We start from the raw sequence: 26,124 nt of genomic DNA, 5'->3' as shown, positions 1-26,124 counted from the left end.
GCGGCCGGGGCAGGCTTGCCCTGCGCCTCGGCTTCGGGGCCCGAGGCGCTGCAGGCGGCCAGGGCGAGCAACACACCGGCGGCGAAACCGGCGGCGAGCGGACGAACGAGCAGTACGGAATAAGCGGACATGGTGCAGCTCCTGAGCAATGACATGGAACCTTCGCTCAGGTAGACGCAGCCCCTGTCCGATTCGGGTTAAACCGCTATGCCGCCCGCCCGCTCCAGCGACAAGCCGCCGCTCACCTCCTGGCACAGCTGGCTGGCCAGCATGCCCAGGGTCATCAGCGCGCGCTCGGCCTCGCGGTTCCACGGGATGCCGCAGTTCAGCCGCACGCAATGGTTGAACTGCTCGGTGTTGCTGAAGATCAGCCCGGGGGCGATGGAGATGCCCTGCTGCAGCGCGCGCACGTGCAGGTCCTTGGTATTGACCCGCACCGGCAGGCTGACCCAGAGGATGAAGCCGCCCTTGGGCCGGGTCATCTGCGTACCGTCGGGGAAATACTGCTGCACCGCCAGCTGGAAGGCGCTGAGGTTCTTGCGGTACTCCTGGCGGATGAAACGCAGGTGGCGGTCGTAGCCGCCGTTTTCCAGGTAGGCGGCCACCGCCATCTGCGTCACGCTGCACGCCGAGTGGGTGGTGAAGGTCTGCAGGCGCTGGATCTCGTCCTGGTACCTGCCGGCGACTATCCAGCCGATGCGCACGCCGGGCGACAGGGTCTTGGAGAAGCTCGAGCAGTAGATCACCCGGCTGTCGCGATCGTGCGACTTGAGCGCCTTGGTCGGCCCTTGCTCGAACATCAGCTCGCCGTAGATATCGTCCTCGATGATCTGGATGTCGTAGTCGCCGGCCAGGCGCAGCAACTGACGCTGGCGTTCCTCGGGAACGGTGCCGCCGAGCGGGTTGGACAGCCGCGCGGTGAGCACCAGCGCCTTGATCGGCCACTGGTTGGCCGCCAGCTGCAGGGCCTCCAGGCTGATGCCGGTGGTCGGGTCACTGGGAATCTCGATCACCTTGAGGCCGAGCAGGTCGGCCAGCTGCAGCAGGCCGTAGTAGGTCGGCGACTCGGCGGCGATCAGGTCGCCCGGCTGGGTCAGCACGCGCAGGCTCATCTGCAGGGCGTCGACGCAGCCGTGGGTGATCACCACCTCGGACGGGTCGACCACCACCCCGGCGTCGCGCATGCGGATCGCCACCTGCCGACGCAGCGGCTCGAAGCCGGGGCTGAACATGTAGCTGAAGGCGCGCGGGCTGTGGAAACGGGTGACCTTGGCCAGTTGCTGGTGCAGCGCGCGCACCGGCAGGTAGTCGACGTGCGGCACCGCGGCGCCCAGCGGGAACACCCCCTCGCGGCGCGACTCGGTGAGCACCTGGTTGATGATGCTGCTGCGGGTGACCAGGCCGGGGCGTTCGACCCGCGCGATATCCGGGGTCGGCGCGGTCAGCGCCGGTGTCTGATGCACGTAGAAGCCGGACTGCGGCCGCGCGCGGATCAGCCCCTGGTCTTCCAGATTGGCGTAGGCCTGCAGCACGGTGGCATGGCTGACGTTGAGCTGCGCGCTCATCTTGCGCACCGAGGGCACCCGCTCGCCCGGCTGGTAGACACCCCGACGAATGTCCTCGGCCAACTGCTGGGCGATGCGCTGGTAGAGCAACAGATTGGTCATGGCCGTCTCCTTCGGGTCGCTGAACCATAACAGTAGCCGATTTACCCGAAAGTGTACTGGCACAGTTCAGAACAGTGTCGGCCATACAGTATCCGTACGGCAGCTGTATGCCTTATGCCCAGGCGATTGCGGCCAGACAGGCGCAGAAACGAAAAACCCCGGCCAGGCCGGGGTTCGTGTGCAGCCGGGCGGATCTAGCGTTCGGCGCCGAGCTGGCCGCGCTCGTCGGAGAAGACGATCTCCACCCGACGGTTCTGCGCCCGCCCGCGCGCCGAGGCATTCTCCGCCACCGGGAAGTCGACGCCGTAGCCGACCACCTGCAGGCGCTTGGCGTCGATGCCCAGGTCCACCAGCAGATCGGCCACGCTCTGCGCCCGCGCGCGCGACAGTTCGAGGTTCTCCTCGGCGCTGCCGGTGTTGTCGGTATAGCCCTCGATACGCACCCGCCGCTGCGGGTTGATCTGCAGGAACTGCACCAGCTTGAGCACGGTGCGGTTGGCCGCCGGCTGCAGTTCGGCGCGCCCGGCATCGAACAGCATGTCGCCCAGGGTCATCACCAGACCGCGCTCGGTCTCGCTGGCGGCGAGGCTGACCATCTGTTCCTCCAGCCAGCCGTTGTGCTGCTGCACGCTGAGCAGCTTGGCCTCGCGCAGGGTCAGCTGCAGGCGCTCACGCTCCAGCTCGAGTTTGGCCACGCGCTCCTGGTTGAGGGCGATCTCGCTGTGCTGACGGGCGATCTCGGCATAACGCTGGCTGAGGTAGGCATAGTGACGCACGTCCGCGCCGCTGCCCCAGTAGCTGGACAGCCGCTCGGCCCGCGCCAGCGATTCGCCCGCGCGAATCACGTCCTTGGGCGCCGCACGCAGGACGTTGGGATCTTCCTTGACCGTCTGGAAGCTGGTGCGCGCCGCTTCCAGGGCCTGGTCGCTGGCCGGCTGCTGGGCCGCGCAACCGCCGAGCAAGGTGGCCGCCAGCAGCAGGGCGGCGATGGGCATCGAGCGGCTCATCACATGGCCCCCAATTGCTGGCGCAGACGACCGATGCGCTGGTTCAGCTCGGCCAGTTGCTCGCGCCCCTTGCCATTGAGGTGCTCGGCCTCGGCCAGGCGGGCGTCCAGTTCGGCCTGCTCGGCCAGCAGCCGGGCCTGCTTGTGGCGACCGTCCTGCAGCGCGGCCTGGGCCTGGGCCAGCTTGTCTTCGGCCTGGCTCAACGGCGCCGATTGCTCGCGGGCCACGCCCAGGGCCTTGGCTTGGGCCAGCGCCTGTTCGGTCAGACGCAGTTGTTCGGTGGGCGCCGGATCGCTGGCGCAGGCCGTCAGGCCCAGCGCCAGCAGCAGCGCGCAAAGGGGTCGATTGATCACGAGAGTTTCCTACTGATTGACGTCGCCGACCGGGTCGGGCTGCATCTGCTGGGCCTTCCACAGCTCCAGGTTGCGTTGCAACAACTGCTCGGGCAGGCCGGCGGCGACCAATTCTGTCATTTTCCGCGCCAGCTGTCCGCGCAGCCAGGGCTCGTTGCACGCCGAGTTATGCGACAGGGTGAGGAACAGACCTTCGCTGGAGATCGGCGGTTCCAGCACCTCCAGGTCGTCGTCCATGCCCAGGGTTTCGGCCAACGCCAGGCCCGGGTAGCGCTCGTAGAGCACGTAGTCGGTGCGCCCGAGCAGCAGCTTCTGGAACGCCTGGGTCAGGCTGGACACACCCTCCAGGGTCAGGTGCTGCTTGGCGTAGGTATCGAACTGCTGGCCGAAGCTGTTGCCCACCAGGGTGTCGCCGGTGCGCCCCTGCAAGTCGACCCAGCTGCCGTAGGGGAAACCTTCGCCCTTGCGCACCCAGACCACGCTGGGGGTGAAGAAGAAGGCCGGATGCACGTAGTCCATGCTCTCCAGACGCGGCAGGGTGAGGAAGGCGCCGGCGATCAGGTCGACCCGCCCGGTGCGCACCTCGTCCTGCGCCCGCGACCAGGGCCCGGTGTGGATCACGTCCACCACCAGACCGAGCTCCTTGGCCAGGTGCTTGAGCAGGTCGGCGTTGGCGCCGATCAGCTGCTGCGGATTCTGCGGATCGCGCCACAGGTAGGGCGGATACTCGGGATTGCCGGTCGCCACCAGGCGCTCGCACTTGCCCACCGCCAGGGCGGCTGCCGGCATCAGCGCCAGGGCGCACCACAGCAGCAGGGACTTAAACAGACAACGCTCGGGCATTGGCTACTCTCGGTTCATGCGGTGATCGACAAGGAAGGTGGGCAAGCCCGGGAAACCATCCATGTTCATGCTAGCTTAATGGCGCCGCCATAATAATTCGCGATAAGGACGCGCCATGAAAAAACTGCTGTTCGGCCTGATACTGCTGCTCGCCGCTGCCGCCGCGACGCTCTACTTCTTTCCGGCGACCCAGCTGGCCAGCCTGCGCCTGATCGAGCAGCAGCGCGCCGGACTGAGCCACGAACAGCTGCGTGCCGGCGATCTTAACATCCATTACTACCAGGGAGGGCCGGCAAAGGGCGAAACCCTGGTGCTGATCCACGGCTTCGCCGCGGACAAGGATAACTGGCTGCGCTTTTCCCGCCAGCTGACGGACCGCTATCGGGTGATCGCCCTCGACCTGCCCGGCTTCGGCGACAGCGACCGCCCCGTCGGCAGCTACGACGTCGGCACCCAGGCCGAACGCCTGGCGAGCATCCTCGACGCGCTGGATATCGATCGCGCCCATCTGCTGGGCAACTCCATGGGCGGGCATATCGCCGCCCTCTTTGCCGCGCGCTACCCGCAGCGGGTGCGCTCGCTGGCGCTGTTCGACAACGCCGGGGTCGAGGCGCCGAGCAAGAGCGAACTCTTCGAACTGCTCGAACGCGGCGCACCCAACCCGCTGGTGGTACGGCAGCCGCAAGACTTCCAGCGCCTGCTGCAGTTCGTCTTCGTCGAGCCGCCCTACCTGCCCGAGTCGCTCCGGCGCCACCTGGCCGAACGGTCGATGGCCAACCGCGAGCATTACGAGCGGGTATTCCAGCAACTGGTCGAGCGCTATATCCCGCTGGAGCCGGAACTGCCGAAAATCCAGGCCCCGACCCTGCTGCTGTGGGGCGAGCAGGACCGCGTGCTGCATGTGTCCAGCATCGAGGTGATGCGGCCGTTGTTGCGCCAGCCCAGCGTGGTGGTGATGCCGGACGTCGGCCATGCGCCGATGCTGGAGCGACCGCAGGAAAGCGCCCTGCTCTACCGGCGTTTTCTCGAAGGACTGAGGCGCTGAGGCATCCCGTAAAATCAAGCCAACCGGGACTGGCGCACACGGCGTAGACCCACGGGTCTCGCTTCGCCTTCGACGGAGCCGAATTACCAATATAAAGGCCACGTCTCTGTTAGCTATTGCCGGGCGCTCCAAGGAAAGCCTAGGGGCCTTTTAGGGTGGGCCGGACGGCGATCCGCTTTAGCCCACGCCAACCACCGTTGGTGGGCTAAAGCCCAACCTGCGAGCCATTGCCCCCAATAGCCAATAAAAAAGGGCCTGCATCGCTGCAGGCCCTTTGGGTATGGCGGACTCAGGAGGATTCGAACCTCCGACCGCTCGGTTCGTAGCCGAGTACTCTATCCAGCTGAGCTATGAGTCCGTTTGGCGCTTTTAGACCAGATCACCGCTGGTTGAAACAACCTGGCTTGCATCGCTGCAGCGCCATTCGATATGGCGGACTCAGGAGGATTCGAACCTCCGACCGCTCGGTTCGTAGCCGAGTACTCTATCCAGCTGAGCTATGAGTCCGTTTAGCGCTTTTAGACCAGATCGCTGCTGGTTGAAGCAAAATGGCTTGCACTGCTGCAAGCCATCCAAGATGGCGGACTCAGGAGGATTCGAACCTCCGACCGCTCGGTTCGTAGCCGAGTACTCTATCCAGCTGAGCTATGAGTCCGTGTCGCTGTCGCCGACCAGGCGTGCTGCCTGATTGACTAAATATGGCGGAGAAGGGGGGATTCGAACCCCCGACACCCTTTTGAGGTGTACTCCCTTAGCAGGGGAGCGCCTTCGGCCACTCGGCCACCTCTCCGCAACACGGGGCGCATGATAAACATGTTTTCCCCGTTTGCAAACAAAAATTTGTAGAAAAATTAGTGGCTTGGTTCGTCACCCTTCTCTTTCTGGATGCGCTGGTAGATTTCTTCACGGTGCACGGCAACCTCTTTGGGCGCGTTGACGCCAATGCGCACCTGATTACCTTTCACACCCAACACGGTGACAGTCACATCGTCACCGACCATCAGGGTCTCTCCGACCCGGCGAGTCAGAATCAGCATTCCTTTCTCCTCACGGATTTCATTTTCAGGACAACAGTCTGCAAAAAAGAAAATGGTGGCAGCCCCCAACGAACTCAAGCCCGGGAACCTTCACCCAAGTATTGACCAGAGCGCGCAGAAAGAAAGTTCCGACGCACCAGTCAAAAAGACGAAAGGCGCGGAACCAGCCGCGCCTTTCGGATCATGCGTTACTCGCCCTGTCGTGCCGGGGCGTCGAGCTCGAAGGCAGTGTGCAGTGCGCGCACGGCCAGTTCCAGATATTTCTCCTCGATCACCACGGAGACCTTGATTTCCGAGGTGGAGATCATCTGGATATTGATGCTTTCCTTGGCCAGCGCCTCGAACATGCGGCTGGCGACGCCGGCGTGGGAACGCATGCCGACGCCGACGATGGAGACCTTGGCGATGTTGGTGTCGCCGACCACTTCGCGGGCACCCAGCTCGTCGGCGGTTTTCTGCAGCACGGTCAGGGCGTTGTTGTAGTCGTTGCGGTGCACGGTGAAGGTGAAATCGGTGGTGTTATCGTGCGAGACGTTCTGCACGATCATGTCCACTTCGATATTGGCGGCGCTGACCGGGCCGAGAATCTTGAAGGCGATGCCAGGGATATCCGGCACCCCACGGATGGTCAGCTTGGCTTCGTCGCGGTTGAAGGCGATGCCGGAAATGATCGGCTGTTCCATGGATTCCTCTTCATCAAGGGTAATGAGGGTGCCCGGGCCCTCCTGGAAGCTGTGCAGGACGCGCAGCGGGACGTTGTACTTGCCGGCGAACTCCACCGAACGGATCTGCAGCACCTTGGAACCGAGGCTGGCCATTTCCAGCATTTCCTCGAAGGTGATCTTCTCCAGGCGCTGGGCCTGCGGCACCACGCGCGGGTCGGTGGTGTAGACGCCATCGACGTCGGTGTAGATCTGGCATTCGTCGGCCTTCAGCGCCGCGGCCAGGGCCACGCCGGTGGTGTCGGAGCCGCCGCGACCGAGGGTGGTGATGCTGCCGTGCTCGTCGACGCCCTGGAAGCCGGCGACGACGACGACGCGGCCGGCCTTGAGGTCGGCGCGAATCTTCTGGTCGTCGATCTGCAGAATGCGCGCCTTGTTGTGCGCGCTGTCGGTGAGGATGCGCACCTGGTTGCCGGTGTAGGACACCGCCGGCACGCCGCGCTTGATCAGCGCCATGGCCAGCAGGGCGATGGTCACCTGCTCGCCGGTGGACACCATCACGTCCAGCTCGCGCGGCACCGGGTCGCCGTCACTGACCTGTTTGGCCAGGTCGATCAGGCGGTTAGTCTCGCCGCTCATGGCGGAGACCACGACGACGATGTCGTCGCCCTTCTCGCGGAACTTCTTCACCTTCTCGGCCACCTGCTGGATACGCTCGACGGTGCCGACTGAGGTGCCTCCAAACTTCTGTACGATCAAAGCCATTTCAAAAAGCCGCCTGATTCCTCGAAGGGCGCCCATTAAACCCGCATCGGGTCACACTGCCAAGGCCCGCCGGACGCACTGCGGGCCCCGCATTCACGCTCGTTACAAGCCTTGCTCGGCGAAACCCTGCGCCAGGGCCAGGGCCTCGTCCAGCTTGCCGGCGTCGACGCCGCCGCCCTGGGCCATGTCCGGGCGACCGCCACCCTTGCCGCCCACGGCCGCTGCGGCCTGACGCATCAGGTCGCCGGCCTTGAGCTTGGCGGTCAGGTCCTGGGTCACGCCGGCGACCAGCACCACCTTCTCCTCGAACACGCCGCCAAGCAGGATCACCGCGCTGCCGAGCTTGTTCTTCAGCTGGTCGACCAGCGCCAGCAGCGCCTTGCCGTCCAGCCCGTCGAGCCGCGCGGCCAGGACCTTGGCGCCCTTGACCTCGACGGCTGCGCCGGCCAGGTCGTTGCCGGCGGCGCTGGCGGCCTTGGCCTTGAGCTGCTCCAGTTCCTTCTCCAGCTGACGGTTGCGCTCGAGCACGCCGGCCAGCTTGTCCAGCAGGTTGTCGCGGCTGCCCTTGACCAGCACCGCGGCTTCCTTGAGCTGCTCCTCGGCCGCGTTCAGGTAACCCAGCGCCGCGGCGCCGGTAACCGCCTCGATGCGGCGCACGCCGGCGGCCACGCCGCCTTCGCTGGTGATCTTGAACAGGCCGATATCGCCGGTACGCGAAACGTGGGTGCCGCCGCACAGCTCGACGGAGAAGTCGCCGCCCATGCTCAGCACGCGCACCTGATCGCCGTACTTCTCACCGAACAGGGCCATGGCGCCCTTGGCCTTGGCGGTGTCGATATCGGTTTCCTCGGTTTCCACCTCGGAGTTCTTGCGGATCTCGGCGTTGACTATGTCTTCCAGCGCCTTGAGCTGCTCGGGCTTGATCGCCTCGAAGTGGCTGAAGTCGAAACGCAGGCGCTGGCTGTCGACCAGCGAGCCCTTCTGCTGCACGTGCTCGCCGAGCACCTGGCGCAGCGCGGCGTGCAGCAGGTGGGTGGCCGAGTGGTTGAGCGCGGTGGCCTGACGCACGCTGGCGTCGACCTCGGCCTTGAGCGAGGCGCCGACGCTGAGGCTGCCCTTGGCGACCACGCCATGGTGCAGGAAGGCGCCGCCGGCCTTGGTGGTGTCGCGCACCTCGAAGCTGACGCCGGCACCCTCCAGGTAGCCGCAGTCGCCGACCTGGCCGCCGGATTCGGCGTAGAACGGGGTCTGATCCAGCACCACCACGCCCTCCTCGCCTTCCTGCAAGCTGTCGACGGCCTGGCCGTCGGCGAACAGGGCAATAATGGTGCCGCTGCCGCGGGTGCCTTCGTAGCCGAGGAAACGGGTGTCGGCGTCGACCTTGACCAGGGCGTTGTAGTCCATGCCGAAGGCGCTGGCGGAACGGGCGCGCTCGCGCTGGGCGGCCATCTCGCGCTCGAAGCCGCTCTCGTCGAGGCTCAGGCCGCGCTCGCGGGCGATGTCGCCGGTCAGGTCGTAGGGGAAGCCATAGGTGTCGTACAGCTTGAACACGGTTTCGCCGGGAATGACCTTGCCCTTGAGGCCGACCAGATCCTGCTCGAGGATCTTCAGGCCCTGCTCCAGGGTCTTGGCGAACTGCTCTTCCTCGGTCTTCAGCACGCGCTCGATATGCGCCTGCTGTTGCTTGAGCTCGGGAAAGGCCTCGCCCATCTCGGCCACCAGGGCGGCGACGATCTGGTAGAAGAAGCTGCCCTTGGCGCCGAGCTTGTTGCCGTGGCGGCAGGCGCGGCGAATGATGCGGCGCAGCACGTAGCCGCGGCCCTCGTTGGACGGGGTGACGCCGTCGGCGATGAGGAAGCCGCAGGAGCGGATATGGTCGGCCACCACCTTGAGCGAGGCCTGGCCGTCGTTGCTGCAGCCGATGGCCTTGGCCGCGGCGGCCAGCAGGTTCTGGAACAGGTCGATCTCGTAGTTGGAGTTGACGTGCTGCAGCACGGCGCTGATGCGCTCCAGGCCCATGCCGGTGTCCACGCTCGGCGCCGGCAGCGGGTGCAGCACGCCGTCGGCAGTGCGGTTGAACTGCATGAACACGTTGTTCCAGATCTCGATGTAGCGGTCGCCGTCCTCTTCCGGGCTGCCGGGCGGGCCGCCCCAGATGTGCTCGCCGTGGTCGAAGAAGATCTCGGTGCAGGGACCGCAGGGGCCGGTGTCACCCATGGCCCAGAAGTTGTCGGACGCATAGGGCGCGCCCTTGTTGTCGCCGATGCGGATCATTCGCTCGGCAGGGATGCCGACTTCCTGGGTCCAGATGTCGTAGGCCTCGTCGTCGGTGGCGTAGACGGTGACCCAGAGCTTCTCCTTGGGCAGGTTCAGCCATTTGTCGGAGGTGAGGAATTCCCAGGCGAAATGGATGGCATCACGCTTGAAGTAGTCGCCGAAGCTGAAATTGCCCAGCATTTCAAAGAAGGTGTGGTGGCGCGCGGTGTAGCCGACGTTTTCCAGGTCGTTGTGCTTGCCGCCGGCGCGTACGCACTTCTGGCTGGTGGTGGCGCGGGTGTAGGCGCGCTTTTCCAGGCCGAGGAAGCAGTCCTTGAACTGGTTCATCCCCGCGTTGGTGAACAGCAGGGTCGGGTCGTTCGCCGGGATCAGCGAGCTGGAAGCGACACGGGTGTGCCCTTTTTCTTCGAAGAAGCTCAGGAAGGCTTCACGGATTTCTGCGCTTTTCATAGGGGTCTTCCACGGAAACAGGCGGCCACGGCAAAAGCCGGCAAAGGGCCGCATTATATCGGGCCCACCGCGCGCGGCTAGTGCCTTGTTGATCGCTGGCGCCGCTGCGGCGCTGCGCTTGCGACTCAGAACGAGCGAAAAGCGGCGAAAGCCTCGATCACCTGCTCGATTTGCTCAGCGTTGACGTCCAGATGGGTGACCAGGCGCAGGCGCGGCGCAGCGCTCACGGCGATGCCGCGCTCGGCCATAAAGGCCTTTACCGTGCTGGCACGCTCGCCGAGTTGCACATAGACCATGTTGGTCTGCACCGGCTCGACGCTGTAGCCCAGCTCGAGCAAAGCTTCACCCAGGCGCGCGGCGTTGGCGTGATCCGCGGCCAGACGCTCGACCTGGTGCTGCAGCGCATACAGCCCCGCCGCCGCCAGTACGCCGCCCTGGCGCATGCCGCCGCCGACCATCTTGCGCAGACGCCGCGCCTTGCCGATCAACGCCGTGCTGCCGCACAGCACCGAACCGACCGGCGCGCCGAGGCCCTTGGACAGGCACACCGAGACCGAATCGAAGTGCTGGGTGATCTCCCGCGCCGGCATGCCCAGCTTGACCGCGGCGTTGTACAGCCGCGCACCGTCCAGGTGCAGGGCCAGGCCGCGGCGACGGGTCAGCTCGCGGGCGGCGGCCAGATAGGCCAGCGGCAGCACCTTGCCCTGCATGGTGTTTTCCAGGGCCAGCAGGCGGGTGCGGGCGAAGTGGAAGTCGTCCTGCTTGATCGCCGCCTCGACCCTGGCCAGGTCCAGCGAACCGTCGGCCTCGCCGTCGAGCGGTTGCGGCTGGATCGAGCCGAGCACCGCGGCGCCGCCGCCCTCGTATTTGTAGGTGTGCGCCTGCTGGCCGACTATGTACTCGTCGCCGCGCTCGCAATGGGCCATCAGGCCGAGCAGGTTGCTCATGGTGCCGGTGGGCACGAACAGCGCCGCCGCGAAGCCCAGCTCCGCGGCCAGCCAGGCCTCCAGGCGATTGACCGTAGGATCCTCGCCGTAGACATCGTCGCCCAGCTCGGCGGCGAGCATGGCAGCGCGCATGCCGGCGGTGGGCTGGGTGACGGTATCGCTGCGCAGGTCGATCAGAGGCATGGCGGACATCCTTGAGTGGCATGGAAAAGGCCATGCTACGAGGCCGCCTCGCGCCGTCACAAGATACAGTTGGCTGCGAAATCGGCCGGAAAGCGCCCCCTCCATGCGGGAGCGGCTTTAGCCGCGAAGCGATCAGCCAGGGTTCGCGGCTGAAGCCGCTCCTACAGCTGTCACCCGGGCTACGCCAGGTTGGAACCGTCGTCCGGCACGATCAGGATGCCGGCACGCAGGCCGTTCTTCACCTTGGGATTGGGGAAGATGATGCGTGCGCCCGGCTCTTCCACCACCCAGCGGGTGTCGGCGATGTCTTCGGCGAGCAGGTAGCCGGGCTCCAGTTCGCTGAAGTTCTCGATATCGGCCGGCAGGTGCAGCTGGAAGCTGTCGCTGTGCTTGATGATCTCGCGCGCCACGGCGAACAGTTGCAGGCCGTCCAGGCCCTGGGCCTGCGGCGCCGGTTCGCGCCCTTCGATCAGTTCGACGAGGGCATTCTCCAGCAGGTCGAGGTTGACCAGCTGGTTCTGGCCGAAGGCACGTGCCTTGCCCAGCTCCAGGGTGAAGGCCTCGGCGCCGAGCTGGGCATAGGTGTAGGAACTGAAGGTGATCGAGCCCTTGTTCTGCAGCAGCACCGCCTCGATGCCGGCGGCGCGCAGGCGCTCGAGTTCGCGGCGCGAGTGGGCGCGGCCCTGATGCCAGGGGTAGAGGGCGAACTGCTCGATCTTCGAACCGCGAATGGCGGTGTGCAGGTCGTAGTGCAGGCGGGTGCGGCCGTCCTTGCTGAAGAAGGTCGCCGCCAGGTGTTCCAGGTCGCAGGCGCGGATCGCCTCGAAGCCGCTGGACTGCTCGTGGCGCCCATTGAACAGGCGGTTGATGTCCTGCTCCACGTAACGCTCGCCGCGGCGCATGGCCTCGGGGTTGCCGAACAGGAAGAGCATGCGCGCCGCCGGGTGCAGCTCGTTGCGCGCGATGCCGCGCAGCAGGCGGTCGAGCAGCTCGATCGGGGCGGTTTCGTTACCGTGGATGCCGGCCGACAGCAACAGATCCAGGCCGCTGTCGCGCGCCGCCGGCGGGGTCACCTCCAGCGCGCCTTCGGCCAGCCAGCGCAAACGCGTGCCCTCGGGGGTCAACTGGATCTTCGCCGACGGCTCATGGCCGGCCAGGGTCAGTTCAAGCAGTTTGCCGAGGGCAAGCATCAGACACTCCTCAGGGCTTAGTGATTGCAGTCCGGGCCGTGAACATGATCATCCTCGTCGGCGATCGCCGGCTCCATCTCCAGCTGCAGGCTGACCAGGTTGGTGGCCTGGGGGCGCAGCAGCAGGTTGGCGTACTCGCTGTCGCCCTCCTCCACGTCGACGCCGATCAGCAACTGGTCGCCAACGGCCTGGACCCACAGCTCCTTGCCCTGCCAGACCACGGCAAAGCGGCTGCAGGAGGTTTCCAGTTGGGTGCCGTCGTTATCTTCGAGAATCAGTTGCAGGGCGTCGCTCATAAAATCTCCGAGGTTGGGGCGAGGTTCAGGTCATCTGGAAAGGATAGACCGAGCCCAGTTTAAGGATCTGCGTCAGTTCATCCAATGCCGTGCGGCATTCGATCAGCAATTGCGGATCGGCCAGGTCGGCTTCGCTCAGGCGGTCGCGGTAGTGCTTGTCGACCCAGGCCACCAGGATGTCGTGCAGCCCGGGACTCATCACCACGCCCGGATTGACCGCGGCCAGCTCCTGCTCCTTGAGCGCCACGCGCAGGCGCAGGCAGGCCGGGCCGCCGCCGTTCTGCATGCTCTGCTTGAGGTCGAACACCTTGACCTCGCGGATCGGCCCGTTGCTGGCGAGCAGCTGCTCCAGGTAACGCCAGACGCTGGCGTTGTTGCGGCACTCCTCCGGCACCACCAGCAGCATCGAGCCGTCTTCGCGGGTCAGCAGCTGGCTGTTGAACAGGTAGGACTTGACCGCATCCTCCACGCTCACCGCGCTATCGGGCACGCAGACGGCCTGGAAATTGCCGCCGCGGCGGGCGAGCTTGTCGCCGAGTTCGGCCAGCACCCGGTCCCTGTCGAGGAAGGCGTGTTGGTGATGGAACAGCACCTCGCCGTTGCCCACCGCGATCACGTCGTTGTGGAACACGCCCTGGTCGATCACCTCGGGCGTCTGCTGGGCGTAGACCACGCCCTGCTCGCTCAGTCCGTGCAGGCGGGCCACCGCCTGCGAGGCTTCCAGGGTCTGCCGCGCCGGGTAGCGCTGCGGGGCCGGATAGCGGCTATCGAAGGCGCTGCGGCCGTAGACGAAGAACTCCACGCCCGGCTCGCCGTAGCCCTTGCAGAAGCGCGTGTGGTTGGCCGCGCCCTCGTCGCCGAACTGGCTGACCGCCGGCAGCGCCGGGTGATGGGCGAAGTGCTTCTCGCTGGCGAACATCGCCTGCAGCACGCGGCTGGTGGTGGGGTGCTCGATGCTGCGGTGGAACTTGCAGTTGAGGTTGGCGGCAGTGAAATGCACGCGGCCGTCGGCCGTGTCGGCGCTGGGGCTGACGGTGCAGGCGTTGGCCGTCCACATGCTGGAGGCCGAGCAGCTTGCAACCAGCAAAGGCATGGCGTCCTTGGCGGCCCGCTCGATCACCTGCGCGTCGCTGCCGGTAAAGCCCAGGCTGCGCAGCACGGCGACGTCCGGACGCTCCTGCGGGGCCAGCACGCCCTGCTTGAAGCCCATCTCCATCAGCGCCTTCATCTTCGCCAGGCCCTGCTTGGCGGCGTCCTTCGGGCTGGAGACCGCCTGGCTGTTGCTCTGCGACGCGACGTTGCCGTAGGACAGCCCGCCGTAGTTATGGGTCGGCCCCACCAGGCCGTCGAAGTTCATCTCATAGGCAGTCATTACAGAGTCACTCCCGGAGTCAGGGTGGTGGGCAGGGCCAGGGTGTCGCTTTCCAGCGAGGCCACCGGGTAGGCGCAGTAGTCCGCGGCGTAGTAGGCGCTGGCGCGATGGTTGCCGGAGGCACCGACGCCGCCGAAGGGCGCAGTGCTGGCGGCGCCGGTCAGTTGCTTGTTCCAGTTGACGATGCCGGCACGGCTGTGCAGCCAGAACTGTTCGTAGCGCGCCTTGGAGTCCGACAGCAAGCCGGCGGCCAGACCGTAGACGGTGGCGTTGGCCTCGGCGATGGCGGCGTCGAAGTCGGCGTAACGAATCACCTGCAGCAGCGGGCCGAAGAACTCCTCGTCCGGGCGCTCGGCCACCGCGGTGACGTCGAGGATGCCCGGGGTCAGCAGCGCGGCGCCGGCCTGCGGCTGGGTCATGGCCAGCAGCGCGGTGGCGCCCTTGGCCAGCAGATCGGCCTGAGCCTGCAGCAACTGCGCGGCGGCCTGCAGGGAGATCACCGAGCCCATGAAGGGCGCCGGCTGTGCGTCGAAACGACCGACCTTGAGCCCGGCTGCGACCTGCACCAGGCGCGCCAGCAACGCATCGCCCCACTGCCCTTGCGGCACCAGCAGGCGGCGCGCGCAGGTGCAGCGCTGCCCGGCGCTGATAAAGGCCGACTGGACGATGGTGTAGACCGCCGCATCGATATCGGCCACCTGGTCGACGATCAGCGGGTTGTTGCCGCCCATCTCCAGCGCCAGGATCTTGTCCGGGCGGCCGGCGAACTGGGCGTGCAGCAGGTTGCCGGTGCGGCTGGAGCCGGTGAAGAACAGGCCGTCGATGCCGGGATGGCCGGCCAGCGCCACACCGGTCTCGCGCCCACCCTGCAGCAGGTTGAGCACGCCGGCCGGCAGGCCGGCTTCGGCCCAGCACTTGACGGTCAGCTCGGCGACCTTGGGGGTCAGCTCGCTGGGTTTGAACAGCACGCAGTTGCCCGCCAGCAACGCCGGGACTATATGGCCGTTGGGCAGGTGGCCGGGGAAGTTGTAGGGGCCGAACACCGCCACCACGCCATGCGGCTTGTGCCGCAGCACGGCGGTGGCGTCGGCCAGTGGCCCGCTCTTCTCGCCGGTGCGCTCACGGTAGCTCTGAATGGAGATGGCGACCTTGTTGACCATGCTGGTCACCTCGGTGGCCGCCTCCCACAGCGGCTTGCCGGTTTCCTCGCCGATGGCGCGCGCCAGCTCGTCGGCATGGGTCTTCAGGCAAGCGGCGAAGCGCTCCAGCACGGCGATACGGCCATCCAGCGAATGCGCGGCCCACAGCGAGAAGGCGGCGCGCGCAGCCTGCACGGCCTGGTCGACCTGCGCCGCGCTGGCGCCGCGGCCCTGCCAGATCACCGCCTGGCTGACCGGGTCGAGCGACTGCAGCGGCTCGCCCTCGCCCGCGTACCAGTGGCCTGCGATGTAATGAGTGCTCATTTTGTTCTATCACTCCCAGCGTTCATCGGCAGGCGCGGGGCCTGCGCAAAAAGAAATCGTCTCAGCCGCGCGCCGACAGCGGCACCGCACGCACCTGGTCGCCCGCCGACAGCTGCAGGCGCTTGGCGGTCTGCGGGTCGACCACCAGGGTGCCGGCGGCCAGTCGCGCCGGGGCGGCGGTGATGCGGCAGTCCTCGCGCTTGCGGTTGTGCATCAAAAACGGCGCGGCGTCGTCGCCCGGGGTGCCGATCGCCAGCACCAGGTTCTGGCTGTCACGCACCGCGCGGATCTTCGCGGTTTCCGCCTCGATGGCCGGGCCGGCGTCGAAGATGTCGACGTAGCCCTGGTAGCTGAACCCCTCGGCCTTGAGCATGGCCAGCGCCGGCTCGGTGTCGGGGTGGACGCGACCGATCACCGCGCGCGCATCCTCGGAGAGGAAGCAGGTATAGAGCGGGAACTTGGGCATCAGCTCGGCGATGAAGGCCTTGTTGCCGACCCCGGTGAGGTAGTCCGCCTGGCTGAACTCCATCTTGAAGAAGTGCCGCCCCAGGCTCTCCCAGAACGGCGAACGGCCCTCGGCGTCGGACATGCCGCGCATCTCGGCGATCACCTTGTCGCCGAACAGCTCGCGGAACTCGGCGATGAACAAGAAGCGCGCCTTCGACAGCAGGCGGCCGTTGAGGCCGGTGCGGTGCTCGGCATGCAGGAACAGCGAGCACAGCTCGGAGTTGCCGGTCAGGTCGTTGGCCAGGAACAGCGTCGGTACCTGACGGTGGATGTGCAGCTCCTGCGAGGCGCTGACGGTCAGGCCGACCCGGTAGTTGTACCAGGGCTCGCGCAGGCCGACGGCACCGGCCACGGCGGAGATGCCGACGACACGGCCAGCGTCGTCCTCGAGCACGAACAGGTAGTCGGCGTCGGCACGCTCGGCCTGGCCGCGGAAGGTCTTCTCGGCCCAGCCGACCCGGTGCGCCAGGCGCTCCTCGTTGGCCGGCAGGGTGGTCAGGCCGGCGCCGGTACTGCGTGCCAGGTCGATCAGCGCCGGCAAATCGGCGCTGCGCACGGGACGAACGATCATGGATCCTCCGGATCAGCTAAGAGCTTCAAGCGGCAAGCTACAAGTTAGAAGACAGGCTGGCTTGCCGCTCGTGGCTTGCAGCTTGCCGCTTCGGTTTAAACCGCCACCAGCCGGACGCTGGCGCCTTCGCCGACGCCCAGGGCCTCGGCGGCCTCCAGGCTGAGGCATACGGGCTTGCCCGGCACCCAGTCGAGGTCGGCGACTATGGCGCGGAAATCCTGCAACTGGCCGTTGCTCACCAGGTACTGGCGCCCGCCCTTCTCGGCCTCGCCGAGCTTCACCGGCACCAGGCGGCTCTGGGCGATGCTGCGGATGCCCGAGGTGCGCGCATGCAGGGTCGGCCCGCCGTCGAAGATGTCGATGTAGTGGTCGGTCTCGAAGCCTTCGCGCATCAGGATGTCGAAGGTGATCTGCGCCCGCGGGTGCACCTGGCCCATGGCCTCCTGCGCCTCGTCCGGCAGCAGCGGCACGTAGATGGGGTAATGCGGCATCAGCTCGGCGAGGAAGGTGCGGCTCTTCAGCCCGCACAGGCGCTCGGCCTCGGTGTAGTTCATGTCGAAGAAGTTGCGCCCCACCGCGTCCCAGAACGGCGAGTCGCCGTGCTCGTCGCTGTGGCCGACGATCTCCACCACTACCGCATCGGCGAAGCGCTCGGGGTGGCCGGCCATGAACAGCAGGCGGCCGCGTGAGTTGAGCTCGGCGAACACGCTGCTGACCAGCGGCCGCTCGACGTAGAAGCTGGTGAGCAGGCTATTGCCGGTCAGGTCGTGACACAGCGACAGCACGTGAATCTTGTTGTGGATCTTCAGCTCGCGCGAGTTGTGCACGAAGGTCTCGTTGCGAAAGCTGTAGAAGGGTTCGGAGTAGCCGGCCGAGGCGACGATCGCCGAGCAGCCGACCAGGCGTCCGCTGGCGCTGTCCTCGAGGACGAAGAAGTAGCTTTCCTCGCCGTTGAAGCTGACTTCGGCGGCGAACGACGCCTCCGAGGCGGCAATCTTGTCGCGCAGCCGCTCGGCATCGTCCGGCAGCGAAGTGACACCCACCGGGCTATCCGCGGCGAGCCGCTGCACATCCGCCAGGTCCGCCATTTGCGCAGGGCGCATTACCAGCATGGGGTCACTCCTTTTCAAGAAAAGCCCCGGATGCCACGCACGGGCAGCCGGAGAACGCCGAGGTCATCAACCCCGGCACACACAGGATCGTCATCCGTGAGGGAAGCCCGGCGCCTACCTGCGCCGGGCACTCGCTCAGGCGTTGGCCAGCTTGTTCAGGGCGCGCTCGAAGCGGGCCAGGCCCTCGTCGATATCGGCGTCTTCCACCACCAGGCTGGGGGCGAAGCGCACCACGTCGGGGCCTGCCTGCAGCACCATCAAACCTTCGCCGGCGGCGGCATCGAGAATCGTCTTGGCCTTGCCCTTCCAGGCGTCGCTGAGCACGCAGCCGAGCAGCAGGCCCAGGCCACGCACCTGGGTGAACATGCCGAAGCGCTCGCCGAGCTCGCTGAGCTTGGCGGCGAAGCGCTGGTGCTTGGCCTTGACCCCAGCCAGCACCTCGGGGGTATTGATCACGTCGACCACCGCCTCGGCCACCGCACAGGCCAGCGGGTTGCCGCCGTAGGTGGTGCCGTGGGTGCCGACCGTCAGGTGCTTGGCCAGCTCGCTGGTGGTGAGCATGGCGCCGATGGGGAAGCCGCCGCCCAGGCTCTTGGCGCTGGAGAGGATGTCCGGGGTTACGCCGTAGTGCATGTAGGCGAACAGCTCGCCGCTGCGGCCCATGCCGCTCTGCACTTCGTCGAACACCAGCAGCGCGTTGTGCGCGTCGCACAGGGCGCGGGCGCCCTCCAGGTAGGCCTGGTCGGCCGGCAGCACGCCGCCCTCGCCCTGAATCGGCTCCAGCACCACCGCGCAGGTCTTGTCGGAAATGGCCGCCTTCAGCGCCTCCAGATCGTTGTACGGGACATGGGTGATGCCCTGGATCTTCGGCCCGAAGCCGTCGGAGTACTTGGGCTGGCCGCCGACGCTGACGGTGAACAGGGTACGGCCGTGGAAGCTGTTGGTGGCGGCGATGATCTCGTGCTTGTCCGCGCCGAAACGGTCGTGGGCCACGCGCCGGGCCAGCTTGAACGCGGCCTCGTTGGCCTCGGCGCCGGAGTTGCAGAAGAACACGCGCTCGGCGAAGGTGGCCTCGACCAGCTTCTTGGCCAGGCGCAGCGCCGGCTCGTTGGTGAACACGTTGGACACGTGCCAGAGGGTGTTGGCCTGCTCGGTCAGCGCGCCGACCAGGGCCGGGTGGCAGTGGCCGAGCACGTTGACGGCGATGCCGCCGGCGAAGTCGATCAGCTCTCGACCGCTCTGATCCCAGACTCGCGAGCCCTGGCCGCGCACGGGTACGAAGGCTGCGGGAGCATAGTTGGGAACCATGAACTGGTCGAAATCGGTGCGTTGCACCGCATCGTGCTGAACGGACATCGAAACTCTCCTGATAAGGAAAACCGGCCTGCAGCAAGCCACGCGGGCGGCCCATTGCGGCGGGGAATGCAAGGATTGTAGGGACTGATTCGGGGCCGGCATTGCCGCCATGCGACAACTTCTTATAGCGCCAACCCAGGTTTTCCGGGGGCTTTCGTCAAAGCGACAGAAAGCGTCGGAAAGGCGCAGTTTAAACGCTGCACAGCGACATCCTAGCCCCCGCAGGGAAAAAAGCAGGATGCCGGACGCGCCGCAGCCCCTTCCCGAGCCGACAGCCTCCTGCGCCCCCCCCCCCGCGGCCGCCTCGACTATCGTTTACCGGAAACCCACCCGAACCAGCCCAGTACGCTGCAACCACAACGTGCCGGCACACGCATCGGCGCCTCAGCCAAGCAGCCAGAAGCGAGGAGAACCGCAGATGACGATACCGTTCAACGATCTCGGCAAGACCTGGCGCTTCGACCTGGTCGCGGGCCTCACGGCGGCCGCCGTGGTGCTACCCAAGGCCATGGCTTATGCCACCGTTGCCGGACTTCCGGTGGCCGTCGGCTTGTATACCGCATTCGTGCCGATGCTGATCTACGCCCTGCTCGGTAGTTCACGCGTGCTCAGCGTCAGCTCGACCACCACCCTGGCGATCCTGGCCGGCACCCAACTCGGCCTCGCCGTACCAGATGGCGACCCCGCCAGACTGATTGTTGCGGCAGCCACGCTCAGCGCACTGGTGGGCGCCTTGCTGATGCTGGCCGCGGCGTTGCGCCTGGGCTTTATCGCCAACTTCATCTCCACCCCGGTACTGACCGGCTTCAAGGCCGGCATCGGTCTGGTCATAGTGCTCGACCAGATACCCAAACTGCTGGGCCTGCACCTGGACAAACAGGGCTTCTTTGCCGACCTGCTGAGCCTGGTCAGCCTGCTGCCACAGACCTCGCTGGCCACCCTGGCCGTGGCGATTGCCACACTGGTGGTACTGATCGGCATGGAACGTCTGTGGCCACACTCGCCTGCGCCACTGGTCGCGGTGGCAGGCGGTATCGCCGCGGCCTGGATGCTCGGCCTGCAGGCCCAGGGCGTCTCGATTGTCGGCCTGATCCCGCAGGGCCTGCCATCTCTGACGCTACCGGACGCCAGTCTGCTGATGCAGTTGTTACCTGGGGCATTGGGCATCGCACTGATGAGCTTTACCGAGTCTATTGCCGCCGGGCGCGCCTTTGCCGAAACCGACCAACCGCCGATCAATGCCAACCGCGAATTGCTGGCGACTGGCGCCGCCAATCTGGGCGGCGCCCTGTTCGGCGCCATGCCCGCCGGCGGCGGCACCTCGCAGACCGCGGTGGTCAAGGCCGCCGGCGGCCGCTCGCAGATGGCCTCGCTGGTGACCGCCGGCAGCGCTGCGGCAACCATGCTGCTGTTCGCCCCCCTGCTCGGCCTGTTGCCCCACGCGACCCTGGCAGCCGTGGTGATCGTTTACTCGGTCGGCCTGATCCAGCCCGCCGAGTTCCGCTCGATTCTGCAGGTGCGCAGCATGGAATTTCGCTGGGCCTGCACCGCCTGTGTCGGCGTACTGCTGTTCGGCACGCTGCAGGGTATTGTGGTCGCCATCGTGGTATCGCTGGTGGGCCTCGCCAGCCAGACTGCCAACCCCCACGTGTACGTGATTGGCCGCAAGCCTGGCACCGACGTGCTGCGCCCGCTGTCGAAGGAACATCCAGACGACGAACTCTTCGACGGACTGCTGCTGGTGCGCCCCGAGGGCCGCCTGTTCTTTATCAACGCCCAGGGGGTCACCGACCGGATCAAGGCCTTGCTGAGCCAGTACCAGCCAAGGGTGCTGGCCCTGGATATGAGTCGGGTGACGGACATCGAGTACACCGCCCTGAAGATGCTGCAGGAGGCCGAACAACATGCTGCGCAGCAGGGCATCAGCCTGTGGCTGGCAGGATTGAATCCGGATGCGCTGCAGATGGTCCGGCATGCCGGCCTGGCAGAGCAGCTCGGCAAAGAGCGCCTGCTGTTCAACGCGCAGCAGGCCATCAGCCAGTACCAGGCGCAGCAGTGCGCCCCGACTCGCCTCCGCACTCCCGGACCACTGGATGGAGGGGCTCAGCGCGCCTAGCCGCGCTCGACCGGAGTGGAGGTGAGTTCGAAGGGGCTGTTGCTGCGCCGCTGGTTGCGGTCGTCGCGCGGGGTGGCGCCGAAGAAGTTGCGGTAGGCGCTGGAGAAATGCGGCCCGGAGGAGAAGCCGCAGGACAGACCGATCTGGATGATCGACTTGCTGGTCTGCATCAACAGCTGGCGCGCCTTGTTCAGGCGCAGCTCCAGGTAGTACTGGCTGGGCACGCGGTTGAGGTACTGCTTGAAGATCCGCTCCAGCTGGCGGCGCGACACACACACGTGCTGGGCGATCTCGTCGGTGGTCAGCGGCTCCTCGATATTGGCCTCCATCAGCAGCACCGCCTGGGTCAGCTTGGGGTGGCTGGAGCCGAGGCGGTTCTGCAGCGGGATGCGCTGGCGCTCGCCGCCCTCGCGGATGCGCTCGACCACCAGCTCCTCGCTGACCGCACCGGCCAGCTCGGCGCCATGGTCGCGCGCCAGCACCGCCAGCAGCAGATCGAGCACCGCCAAACCGCCGCAGGCACTGAGGCGGTCGCGGTCCCAGTCGAACAGGTGACTGGTGGCGATGACCTTGGGGAAACGCTCGGCGAAGTCGTCCTGCCAGCGCCAGTGCACCGCCGCGCGGTAGCCGTCGAGCAGGCCGAGCTGGGCCAGCGGATAGACCCCGGCGGACAGCCCGCCGATCACGCAACCGCTGCGCACCTGCTGCTTGAGCGCGGCAGCCAGGCCGGCGGAAACCGTCGCCGGCGGCACGTCGGCGAGCAGGAACAGCTTGTCGCAACCGTCCAGATGACCGGCCCAGGGCTCGCCGGGCAGGCGCCAGTCACCGGCGGCCAGCGGCTCGGCCTGGAGGAACACCAACTCGTACACCACTTCCGGATGCACACGCTGCGCCACGCGCAACGCCTCCTCGGCCAGCGACAGGGTCAGGGCCTTGGTGCCGGGCCAGTAGAGGAAGCCGATTCGATGGGGGGTCATGAGAGCCTGTTCAAAGTCTGCTGCGCGTCGGCCTGCTGCGGTGAGAGCAGGCCCTGGGCGAAGTGTAGCCGCTGGTTACTTGAGACTGCCGGAAAGGAACTGCTGCAGCCGCTCGGACTGCGGATTGACCAGCACTTCGCGCGGGTTGCCACGCTCCTCGACCACGCCCTTGTGCAGGAACACCAGCTGGTTGGACACCTCGCGGGCGAAGCCCATCTCGTGGGTCACCACCACCATGGTGCGCCCCTCCTGAGCCAGGTCCTGCATCACCTTGAGCACCTCGCCGACCAGCTCCGGGTCGAGCGCCGAGGTCGGCTCGTCGAACAGCATCACCTCCGGCTCCATGGCCAGGGCACGGGCGATGGCCACGCGCTGCTGCTCGCCGCCGCTCATGTGCGCGGGATAGGCATCCTTGCGATGGGCCACGCCGACCTTGGCCAGGTAGTGTTCGGCCTTGTCGCGCGCCTCGGCCTTGTCCACGCCGAGCACGTGCACCGGCGCCTCCATGACGTTGTCCAGGGCGCTCATGTGCGACCACAGATTGAAGTGCTGGAACACCATCGACAGGCGCGAGCGCATGCGCTGCAGCTGCTTGGCGTCGGCGGCCTTGAGCGCCCCCTCCTTATTCGGCACCAGCTTGAGTTCCTCGCCGTTGAGCAGGATCTTGCCGCCGTGCGGCTGCTCCAGCAGGTTGATGCAGCGCAGGAAGGTACTCTTGCCCGAGCCGCTCGAGCCGATGATGCTGATCACGTCGCCAGCCTTGGCCGCCAGGGAGACGCCCTTGAGCACCTCATGGCTGCCGTAACGCTTGTGCAGGTCCTGAACTTCGAGTTTGTACATGGTTTCCACTCTCTTGAATCAGCCGCCGAACCGGCGACCCAGGGAAATTGACGACCGCCGTTCAGGCCTTGCGCGGCGCCAGGTAGGCCAGCCAGCGCAACTCGGCGCGCTTGAACAGGCGCACCAGGATGAAGGTCAGCACCAGGTAGAACAGGCCGGCAGTGATGAACGCCTCGAACGGCATGTAGTACTGCGAGCTAACCGTGCGCGCCGCGCCGGTGATGTCGATCAGGGTGACGATGGACGCCAGCGAGGTGGTGTGCAGCATCATGATCACTTCGTTGCTGTATTGCGGCAGCGCGCGGCGCAGGGCCGAGGGCAGCAGGATGCGCCGGTACAGCTTGGCACGCGACATGCCCATGGCCTTGGCCGCCTCGATCTCGCCGTGCGGCGTGGCCTTGAGGCTGCCGGCGAGGATTTCCGCGGTGTAGGCGCTGGTGTTGATGGCGAAGGCCAGACAGGCGCAGAAGGTGGCACTGGAGAAATACGGCCACATGAAGCTGTCACGGATGAACTCGAACTGGGCCAGACCGTAGTAGATCAGAAACAGCTGCACCAGCATCGGCGTGCCGCGGATCACGTAGGTGTAGAGCCAGGCCGGAAAATTCACCAGCGGCGACTTGGACACCCGCATCAGCGCCAGCGGCAGCGCCAGGCTGAGGCCCAGGGCCAGGGAGATCAGGAGGATTTTCAGGGTCACCAGCACGCCGCTGAAGTACAGCGGCAGGTTCTCCCAGATCATGTTGTAGTCGAAGATCATGGCACGGCTCCTACAGCTCGGCGGCCTTGGTGCCGACCGAATAGCGTTTCTCGAGGAAACGCAGGGCCAGCAGGGAAACACTGGTCAGCACCAGGTACAGCGCCGCCACCGCCAGGTAGAAGGTGAACGGCTCGCGGGTCGCGTCGGCGGCGCTCTTGGCCTTGAACATCATGTCCTGCAGGCCGACCACCGAGATCAGTGCGGTGGCCTTGGTCAGCACCAGCCAGTTGTTGGTGAAGCCGGGGATGGCGAAGCGGATCATCTGCGGCACCAGGATGCGGAAGAACACCTGCACCCCGCTCATGCCGTAGGCCGCGCCGGCCTCGGCCTGGCCTTTAGGGATGGCCATAAAGGCGCCGCGGAAGGTCTCCGACAGGTAGGCACCGAAGATGAAGCCCATGGTGAACACGCCGGCGACGAAGGGATTGATGTCGATGTAGTCGTCGTAGCCGAGCAGCGGCGCGACGCGGTTCACCAGATCCTGGCCGCCGTAGAAGATCAGCAGGATCAGCACCAGGTCGGGAATGCCGCGAATCACCGTGGCGTAGGTCTCGCCGAGCATGGCCAGCCAGCGAATCGGCGACAGGCGAAAGGCCGCACCGAGCAGGCCGAGAAAAATCGCCACCGCCATCGATGTCAGGGCCAGAAGCAGGGTGAGCCAGGCACCGTCGAGAATGGTCGAGCCGTAGCCTTGAAGCATGCGCTAGTACCTCATGCGGGCACCGCGAACGGCGCCAGGTAGCACAACAGAAACTGCCGGGAGCCAGGCTCCGCGACGGCCCAGAGGGCGGCCGCCAGGACCGGCGACCAGAAAGAAGCAGCACAAACCGCGAGTGAAGCCTGTGCCACTTGCCGTGCGTTGCGCTTACTCGCCGTAGACGTCGAAGGCGAAGTACTTGTCCTGCACCTCCTTGTACTTGCCGTTGGCGCGGATGGCCAGGATGGCAGCGCTGATCTTGTCGGCCAGGGCCTTGTCGCCCTTGCGCACGGCGATACCGGCACCCTCGCCGAAGTACTTGGTGTCGGTGTAGTCCGGGCCGACGAAGGCGAAGCCCTTGCCGGCATCGGTCTTTAGGAAGCCGTCGTCGATGTTCACCGAGTCGGCCAGGGTGGCATCCAGGCGACCGGACTGCATATCCAGGAAAATCTCGTTCTGCGAGCTGTAGCGCACCACCTCGATACCGGCCGGGGCGAAGACGTCGGTGGCGTAACGGTCGTAGATGGAGGCGCGCTGCACGCCGACCTTCTTGCCCTTGAGGTCGACCAACGGATCCTTCAGCTCGGTGCCGGCCTTCATCGCCAGCTTGGCCGGGGTGTGATAGTACTTCTTGGAAAAGTCCACCGACTTCAGGCGGTCCTCGGTGATCGACATGGACGACAGCACGGCGTCGAACTTGCGCACCTTGAGCGCCGGGATCAGGCCGTCGAACTCCTGCTCGATCCACTGGCATTTGACCTGCATTTCTTCGCACAGGGCCTGACCGATGTCGTAGTCGAAGCCGCTGATGGCGCCATCCGGGGTCTTGAAGGCGAAGGGCGGGTACGCCGCCTCGATGCCGATGCGCAGCGGTTTGGCATCATCGGCCATAGCCAGCGGCGACAACAGGGACAGCGCCAGCGCGCCGAGAAGTGCGATCTTCTTCATTTTTTTGCTCCTTCGAATGGGAATGGCATCGATGGCAGTGGGATTGGCCCTGGCCTTTGAATGAATTGTAGAAAGACTGCTGGTCTTTGCCGCGCAAGCGAGCGGGCAAAGGGCCTTGGCTGGGTGAGCGGCATTCTAGCGACAGGGGCTGAGGCGATATTTCCTCAATGCGACAACTAATTACAGAAGCCCTGGAGGCGCCGGGCAGGCGTATTGACAGACGCACCTAAACGTGCAGCGCGAAAAGAATCGCAAACGGAATACTGAAGCAATAATCGCGCCTTATTCCATGAAACCCCCGATTCACCGGGCCTGCAGCGCCCAGGCCATGGCGCAGCGGCGGCCCGTGCGGCACCGCAACGGGGCCCGAACGTTCCCTAACGCCCCATCCCGACGCACCCTGTTACCGCAACGCGTAGGGTGCGCCATACGCGCCAGCCACCTGGCGCCTCCCTCAAGGGCCAACCCGCAAACCCAACCGCGCCGCCACCCGTCCCTCGTCGCGACGCTCCATGCCGGCCTCCTCGATGCGCACACCCTGCCCTTCCAGCGCCTGCAGCCAGCGCAACAACTGCTCGAACGGCGCCGGCTGCAGGCTGACCTGCACCGCGCCCTGGCCCTCGGCATCCAGGCGCTCGATGGCCAGGCCCTGCTCCGCCGCCGAGGCGGTGACCAGCCCCTGC

23 protein-coding genes and 4 tRNA genes are annotated in these 26,124 nt (G+C 66.2%); 2 read left to right on the top strand and 25 right to left on the bottom strand.

Annotated elements, in window-relative coordinates; genetic code table 11:
* Positions 1-197: 197 nt before the first annotated feature.
* The 4 genes from N878_RS10155 to N878_RS10140 form a co-directional block, all read right to left on the bottom strand.
* Positions 198-1,667, bottom strand: a complete 1,470-nt coding sequence (locus N878_RS10155; protein ID WP_021443549.1) for a PLP-dependent aminotransferase family protein — start codon at positions 1,665-1,667, stop codon at positions 198-200.
* 194 nt (positions 1,668-1,861) lie between these two features.
* Positions 1,862-2,674, bottom strand: coding sequence for an OmpA family protein (locus N878_RS10150; protein ID WP_031302982.1), 813 nt, complete (start codon positions 2,672-2,674; stop codon positions 1,862-1,864).
* Positions 2,674-3,027 carry a DUF4398 domain-containing protein gene (locus N878_RS10145; RefSeq protein WP_021443547.1) on the bottom strand — a complete coding sequence of 118 codons (354 nt, stop codon included), beginning with the start codon at positions 3,025-3,027 and terminating at the stop codon, positions 2,674-2,676. The genes N878_RS10150 and N878_RS10145 overlap by 1 nt, the downstream gene beginning before the upstream one ends.
* Before the next feature lie 9 nt (positions 3,028-3,036).
* The gene (locus tag N878_RS10140) at positions 3,037-3,870 is read right to left on the bottom strand and encodes an ABC transporter substrate-binding protein (protein WP_021443546.1); all 834 of its coding nucleotides are present in this window, start codon (positions 3,868-3,870) and stop codon (positions 3,037-3,039) included.
* Positions 3,871-3,985: 115 nt separating this feature from the next.
* Between N878_RS10140 and N878_RS10135 the strand changes: the two genes are divergently transcribed.
* Positions 3,986-4,915: an alpha/beta fold hydrolase gene (locus N878_RS10135; protein ID WP_021443545.1), complete on the top strand. Its 930-nt coding sequence runs from the start codon at positions 3,986-3,988 to the stop codon at positions 4,913-4,915.
* A 281-nt stretch (positions 4,916-5,196) separates the two neighbouring features.
* Here N878_RS10135 and N878_RS10130 read toward each other — a convergent pair.
* From N878_RS10130 to N878_RS10060, 15 genes are all read right to left on the bottom strand, one after another.
* Positions 5,197-5,273 (bottom strand) — tRNA-Arg (locus N878_RS10130).
* A gap of 72 nt (positions 5,274-5,345) precedes the next feature.
* Positions 5,346-5,422 (bottom strand) — tRNA-Arg (locus N878_RS10125).
* Between the two features lie 71 nt (positions 5,423-5,493).
* Positions 5,494-5,570 (bottom strand) — tRNA-Arg (locus N878_RS10120).
* 44 nt (positions 5,571-5,614) lie between these two features.
* Positions 5,615-5,705 (bottom strand) — tRNA-Ser (locus N878_RS10115).
* Between the two features lie 61 nt (positions 5,706-5,766).
* The gene (csrA, locus tag N878_RS10110) at positions 5,767-5,952 is read right to left on the bottom strand and encodes a carbon storage regulator CsrA (RefSeq protein ID WP_003244478.1); all 186 of its coding nucleotides are present in this window, start codon (positions 5,950-5,952) and stop codon (positions 5,767-5,769) included.
* A gap of 188 nt (positions 5,953-6,140) precedes the next feature.
* A complete protein-coding gene (locus tag N878_RS10105) occupies positions 6,141-7,379 on the bottom strand; it encodes an aspartate kinase (protein ID WP_021443544.1) in 1,239 nt (412 codons plus the stop codon).
* 102 nt (positions 7,380-7,481) lie between these two features.
* Complete coding sequence (gene alaS / locus N878_RS10100; RefSeq protein ID WP_021443543.1) at positions 7,482-10,106, bottom strand: alanine--tRNA ligase; 2,625 nt, start codon at positions 10,104-10,106, stop codon at positions 7,482-7,484.
* A 125-nt stretch (positions 10,107-10,231) separates the two neighbouring features.
* The gene (ltaE, locus tag N878_RS10095) at positions 10,232-11,236 is read right to left on the bottom strand and encodes a low-specificity L-threonine aldolase (RefSeq protein WP_021443542.1); all 1,005 of its coding nucleotides are present in this window, start codon (positions 11,234-11,236) and stop codon (positions 10,232-10,234) included.
* Positions 11,237-11,415: 179 nt separating this feature from the next.
* Positions 11,416-12,426, bottom strand: a complete 1,011-nt coding sequence (gene astE / locus N878_RS10090; RefSeq protein WP_021443541.1) for a succinylglutamate desuccinylase — start codon at positions 12,424-12,426, stop codon at positions 11,416-11,418.
* Positions 12,427-12,443: 17 nt separating this feature from the next.
* Positions 12,444-12,722, bottom strand: a complete 279-nt coding sequence (locus N878_RS10085; protein WP_003244469.1) for a hypothetical protein — start codon at positions 12,720-12,722, stop codon at positions 12,444-12,446.
* A gap of 25 nt (positions 12,723-12,747) precedes the next feature.
* Positions 12,748-14,094 (bottom strand): N-succinylarginine dihydrolase, encoded by a 1,347-nt coding sequence (gene astB / locus N878_RS10080; RefSeq protein ID WP_021443540.1) that lies wholly within the window; start codon positions 14,092-14,094, stop codon positions 12,748-12,750.
* Entirely contained in the window at positions 14,094-15,557 is a 1,464-nt protein-coding gene (gene astD / locus N878_RS10075; RefSeq protein WP_021443539.1) for a succinylglutamate-semialdehyde dehydrogenase, read from the bottom strand. Before astD ends, astB begins: the two co-directional genes overlap by 1 nt.
* Before the next feature lie 61 nt (positions 15,558-15,618).
* On the bottom strand, positions 15,619-16,635 hold the full coding sequence (gene astA / locus N878_RS10070; RefSeq protein ID WP_021443538.1) for an arginine N-succinyltransferase: 1,017 nt from the start codon (positions 16,633-16,635) through the stop codon (positions 15,619-15,621).
* Positions 16,636-16,730: 95 nt separating this feature from the next.
* The gene (gene aruF, locus N878_RS10065; RefSeq protein WP_021443537.1) at positions 16,731-17,747 is read right to left on the bottom strand and encodes an arginine/ornithine succinyltransferase subunit alpha; all 1,017 of its coding nucleotides are present in this window, start codon (positions 17,745-17,747) and stop codon (positions 16,731-16,733) included.
* 135 nt (positions 17,748-17,882) lie between these two features.
* Positions 17,883-19,103, bottom strand: a complete 1,221-nt coding sequence (locus tag N878_RS10060; RefSeq protein WP_021443536.1) for an aspartate aminotransferase family protein — start codon at positions 19,101-19,103, stop codon at positions 17,883-17,885.
* Between the two features lie 418 nt (positions 19,104-19,521).
* On the opposite strand from N878_RS10060, the gene N878_RS10055 reads away from it, so the two are divergent.
* A complete protein-coding gene (locus tag N878_RS10055) occupies positions 19,522-21,219 on the top strand; it encodes a SulP family inorganic anion transporter (protein ID WP_021443535.1) in 1,698 nt (565 codons plus the stop codon).
* Here N878_RS10055 and argR read toward each other — a convergent pair.
* The 6 genes from argR to gspM all read right to left on the bottom strand — a co-directional run.
* A complete protein-coding gene (gene argR, locus N878_RS10050) occupies positions 21,216-22,196 on the bottom strand; it encodes a transcriptional regulator ArgR (RefSeq protein WP_021443534.1) in 981 nt (326 codons plus the stop codon). The two genes, N878_RS10055 and argR, sit on opposite strands and share 4 nt — an antisense overlap.
* A 75-nt stretch (positions 22,197-22,271) precedes the next feature.
* Complete coding sequence (locus N878_RS10045; protein WP_021443533.1) at positions 22,272-23,036, bottom strand: ABC transporter ATP-binding protein; 765 nt, start codon at positions 23,034-23,036, stop codon at positions 22,272-22,274.
* A gap of 61 nt (positions 23,037-23,097) precedes the next feature.
* Positions 23,098-23,796 carry an ABC transporter permease gene (locus N878_RS10040; RefSeq protein ID WP_021443532.1) on the bottom strand — a complete coding sequence of 233 codons (699 nt, stop codon included), beginning with the start codon at positions 23,794-23,796 and terminating at the stop codon, positions 23,098-23,100.
* A 10-nt stretch (positions 23,797-23,806) separates the two neighbouring features.
* Positions 23,807-24,496 carry an ABC transporter permease gene (locus N878_RS10035; protein WP_021443531.1) on the bottom strand — a complete coding sequence of 230 codons (690 nt, stop codon included), beginning with the start codon at positions 24,494-24,496 and terminating at the stop codon, positions 23,807-23,809.
* Positions 24,497-24,661: 165 nt separating this feature from the next.
* A complete protein-coding gene (locus tag N878_RS10030; RefSeq protein ID WP_021443530.1) occupies positions 24,662-25,441 on the bottom strand; it encodes an ABC transporter substrate-binding protein in 780 nt (259 codons plus the stop codon).
* A gap of 454 nt (positions 25,442-25,895) precedes the next feature.
* On the bottom strand, positions 25,896-26,124 hold a 229-nt coding region (gene gspM, locus N878_RS10025; protein ID WP_021443529.1), incomplete at its 5' end, for a type II secretion system protein GspM.

Origin of the sequence: Pseudomonas sp. EGD-AK9 (genome assembly GCF_000465935.2) — a bacterium.
GTDB lineage: Bacteria > Pseudomonadota > Gammaproteobacteria > Pseudomonadales > Pseudomonadaceae > Aquipseudomonas.
The sequence above is the reverse complement of the archived record's forward strand: the minus strand, read 5'-3'. Positions and strand labels throughout refer to the sequence as shown.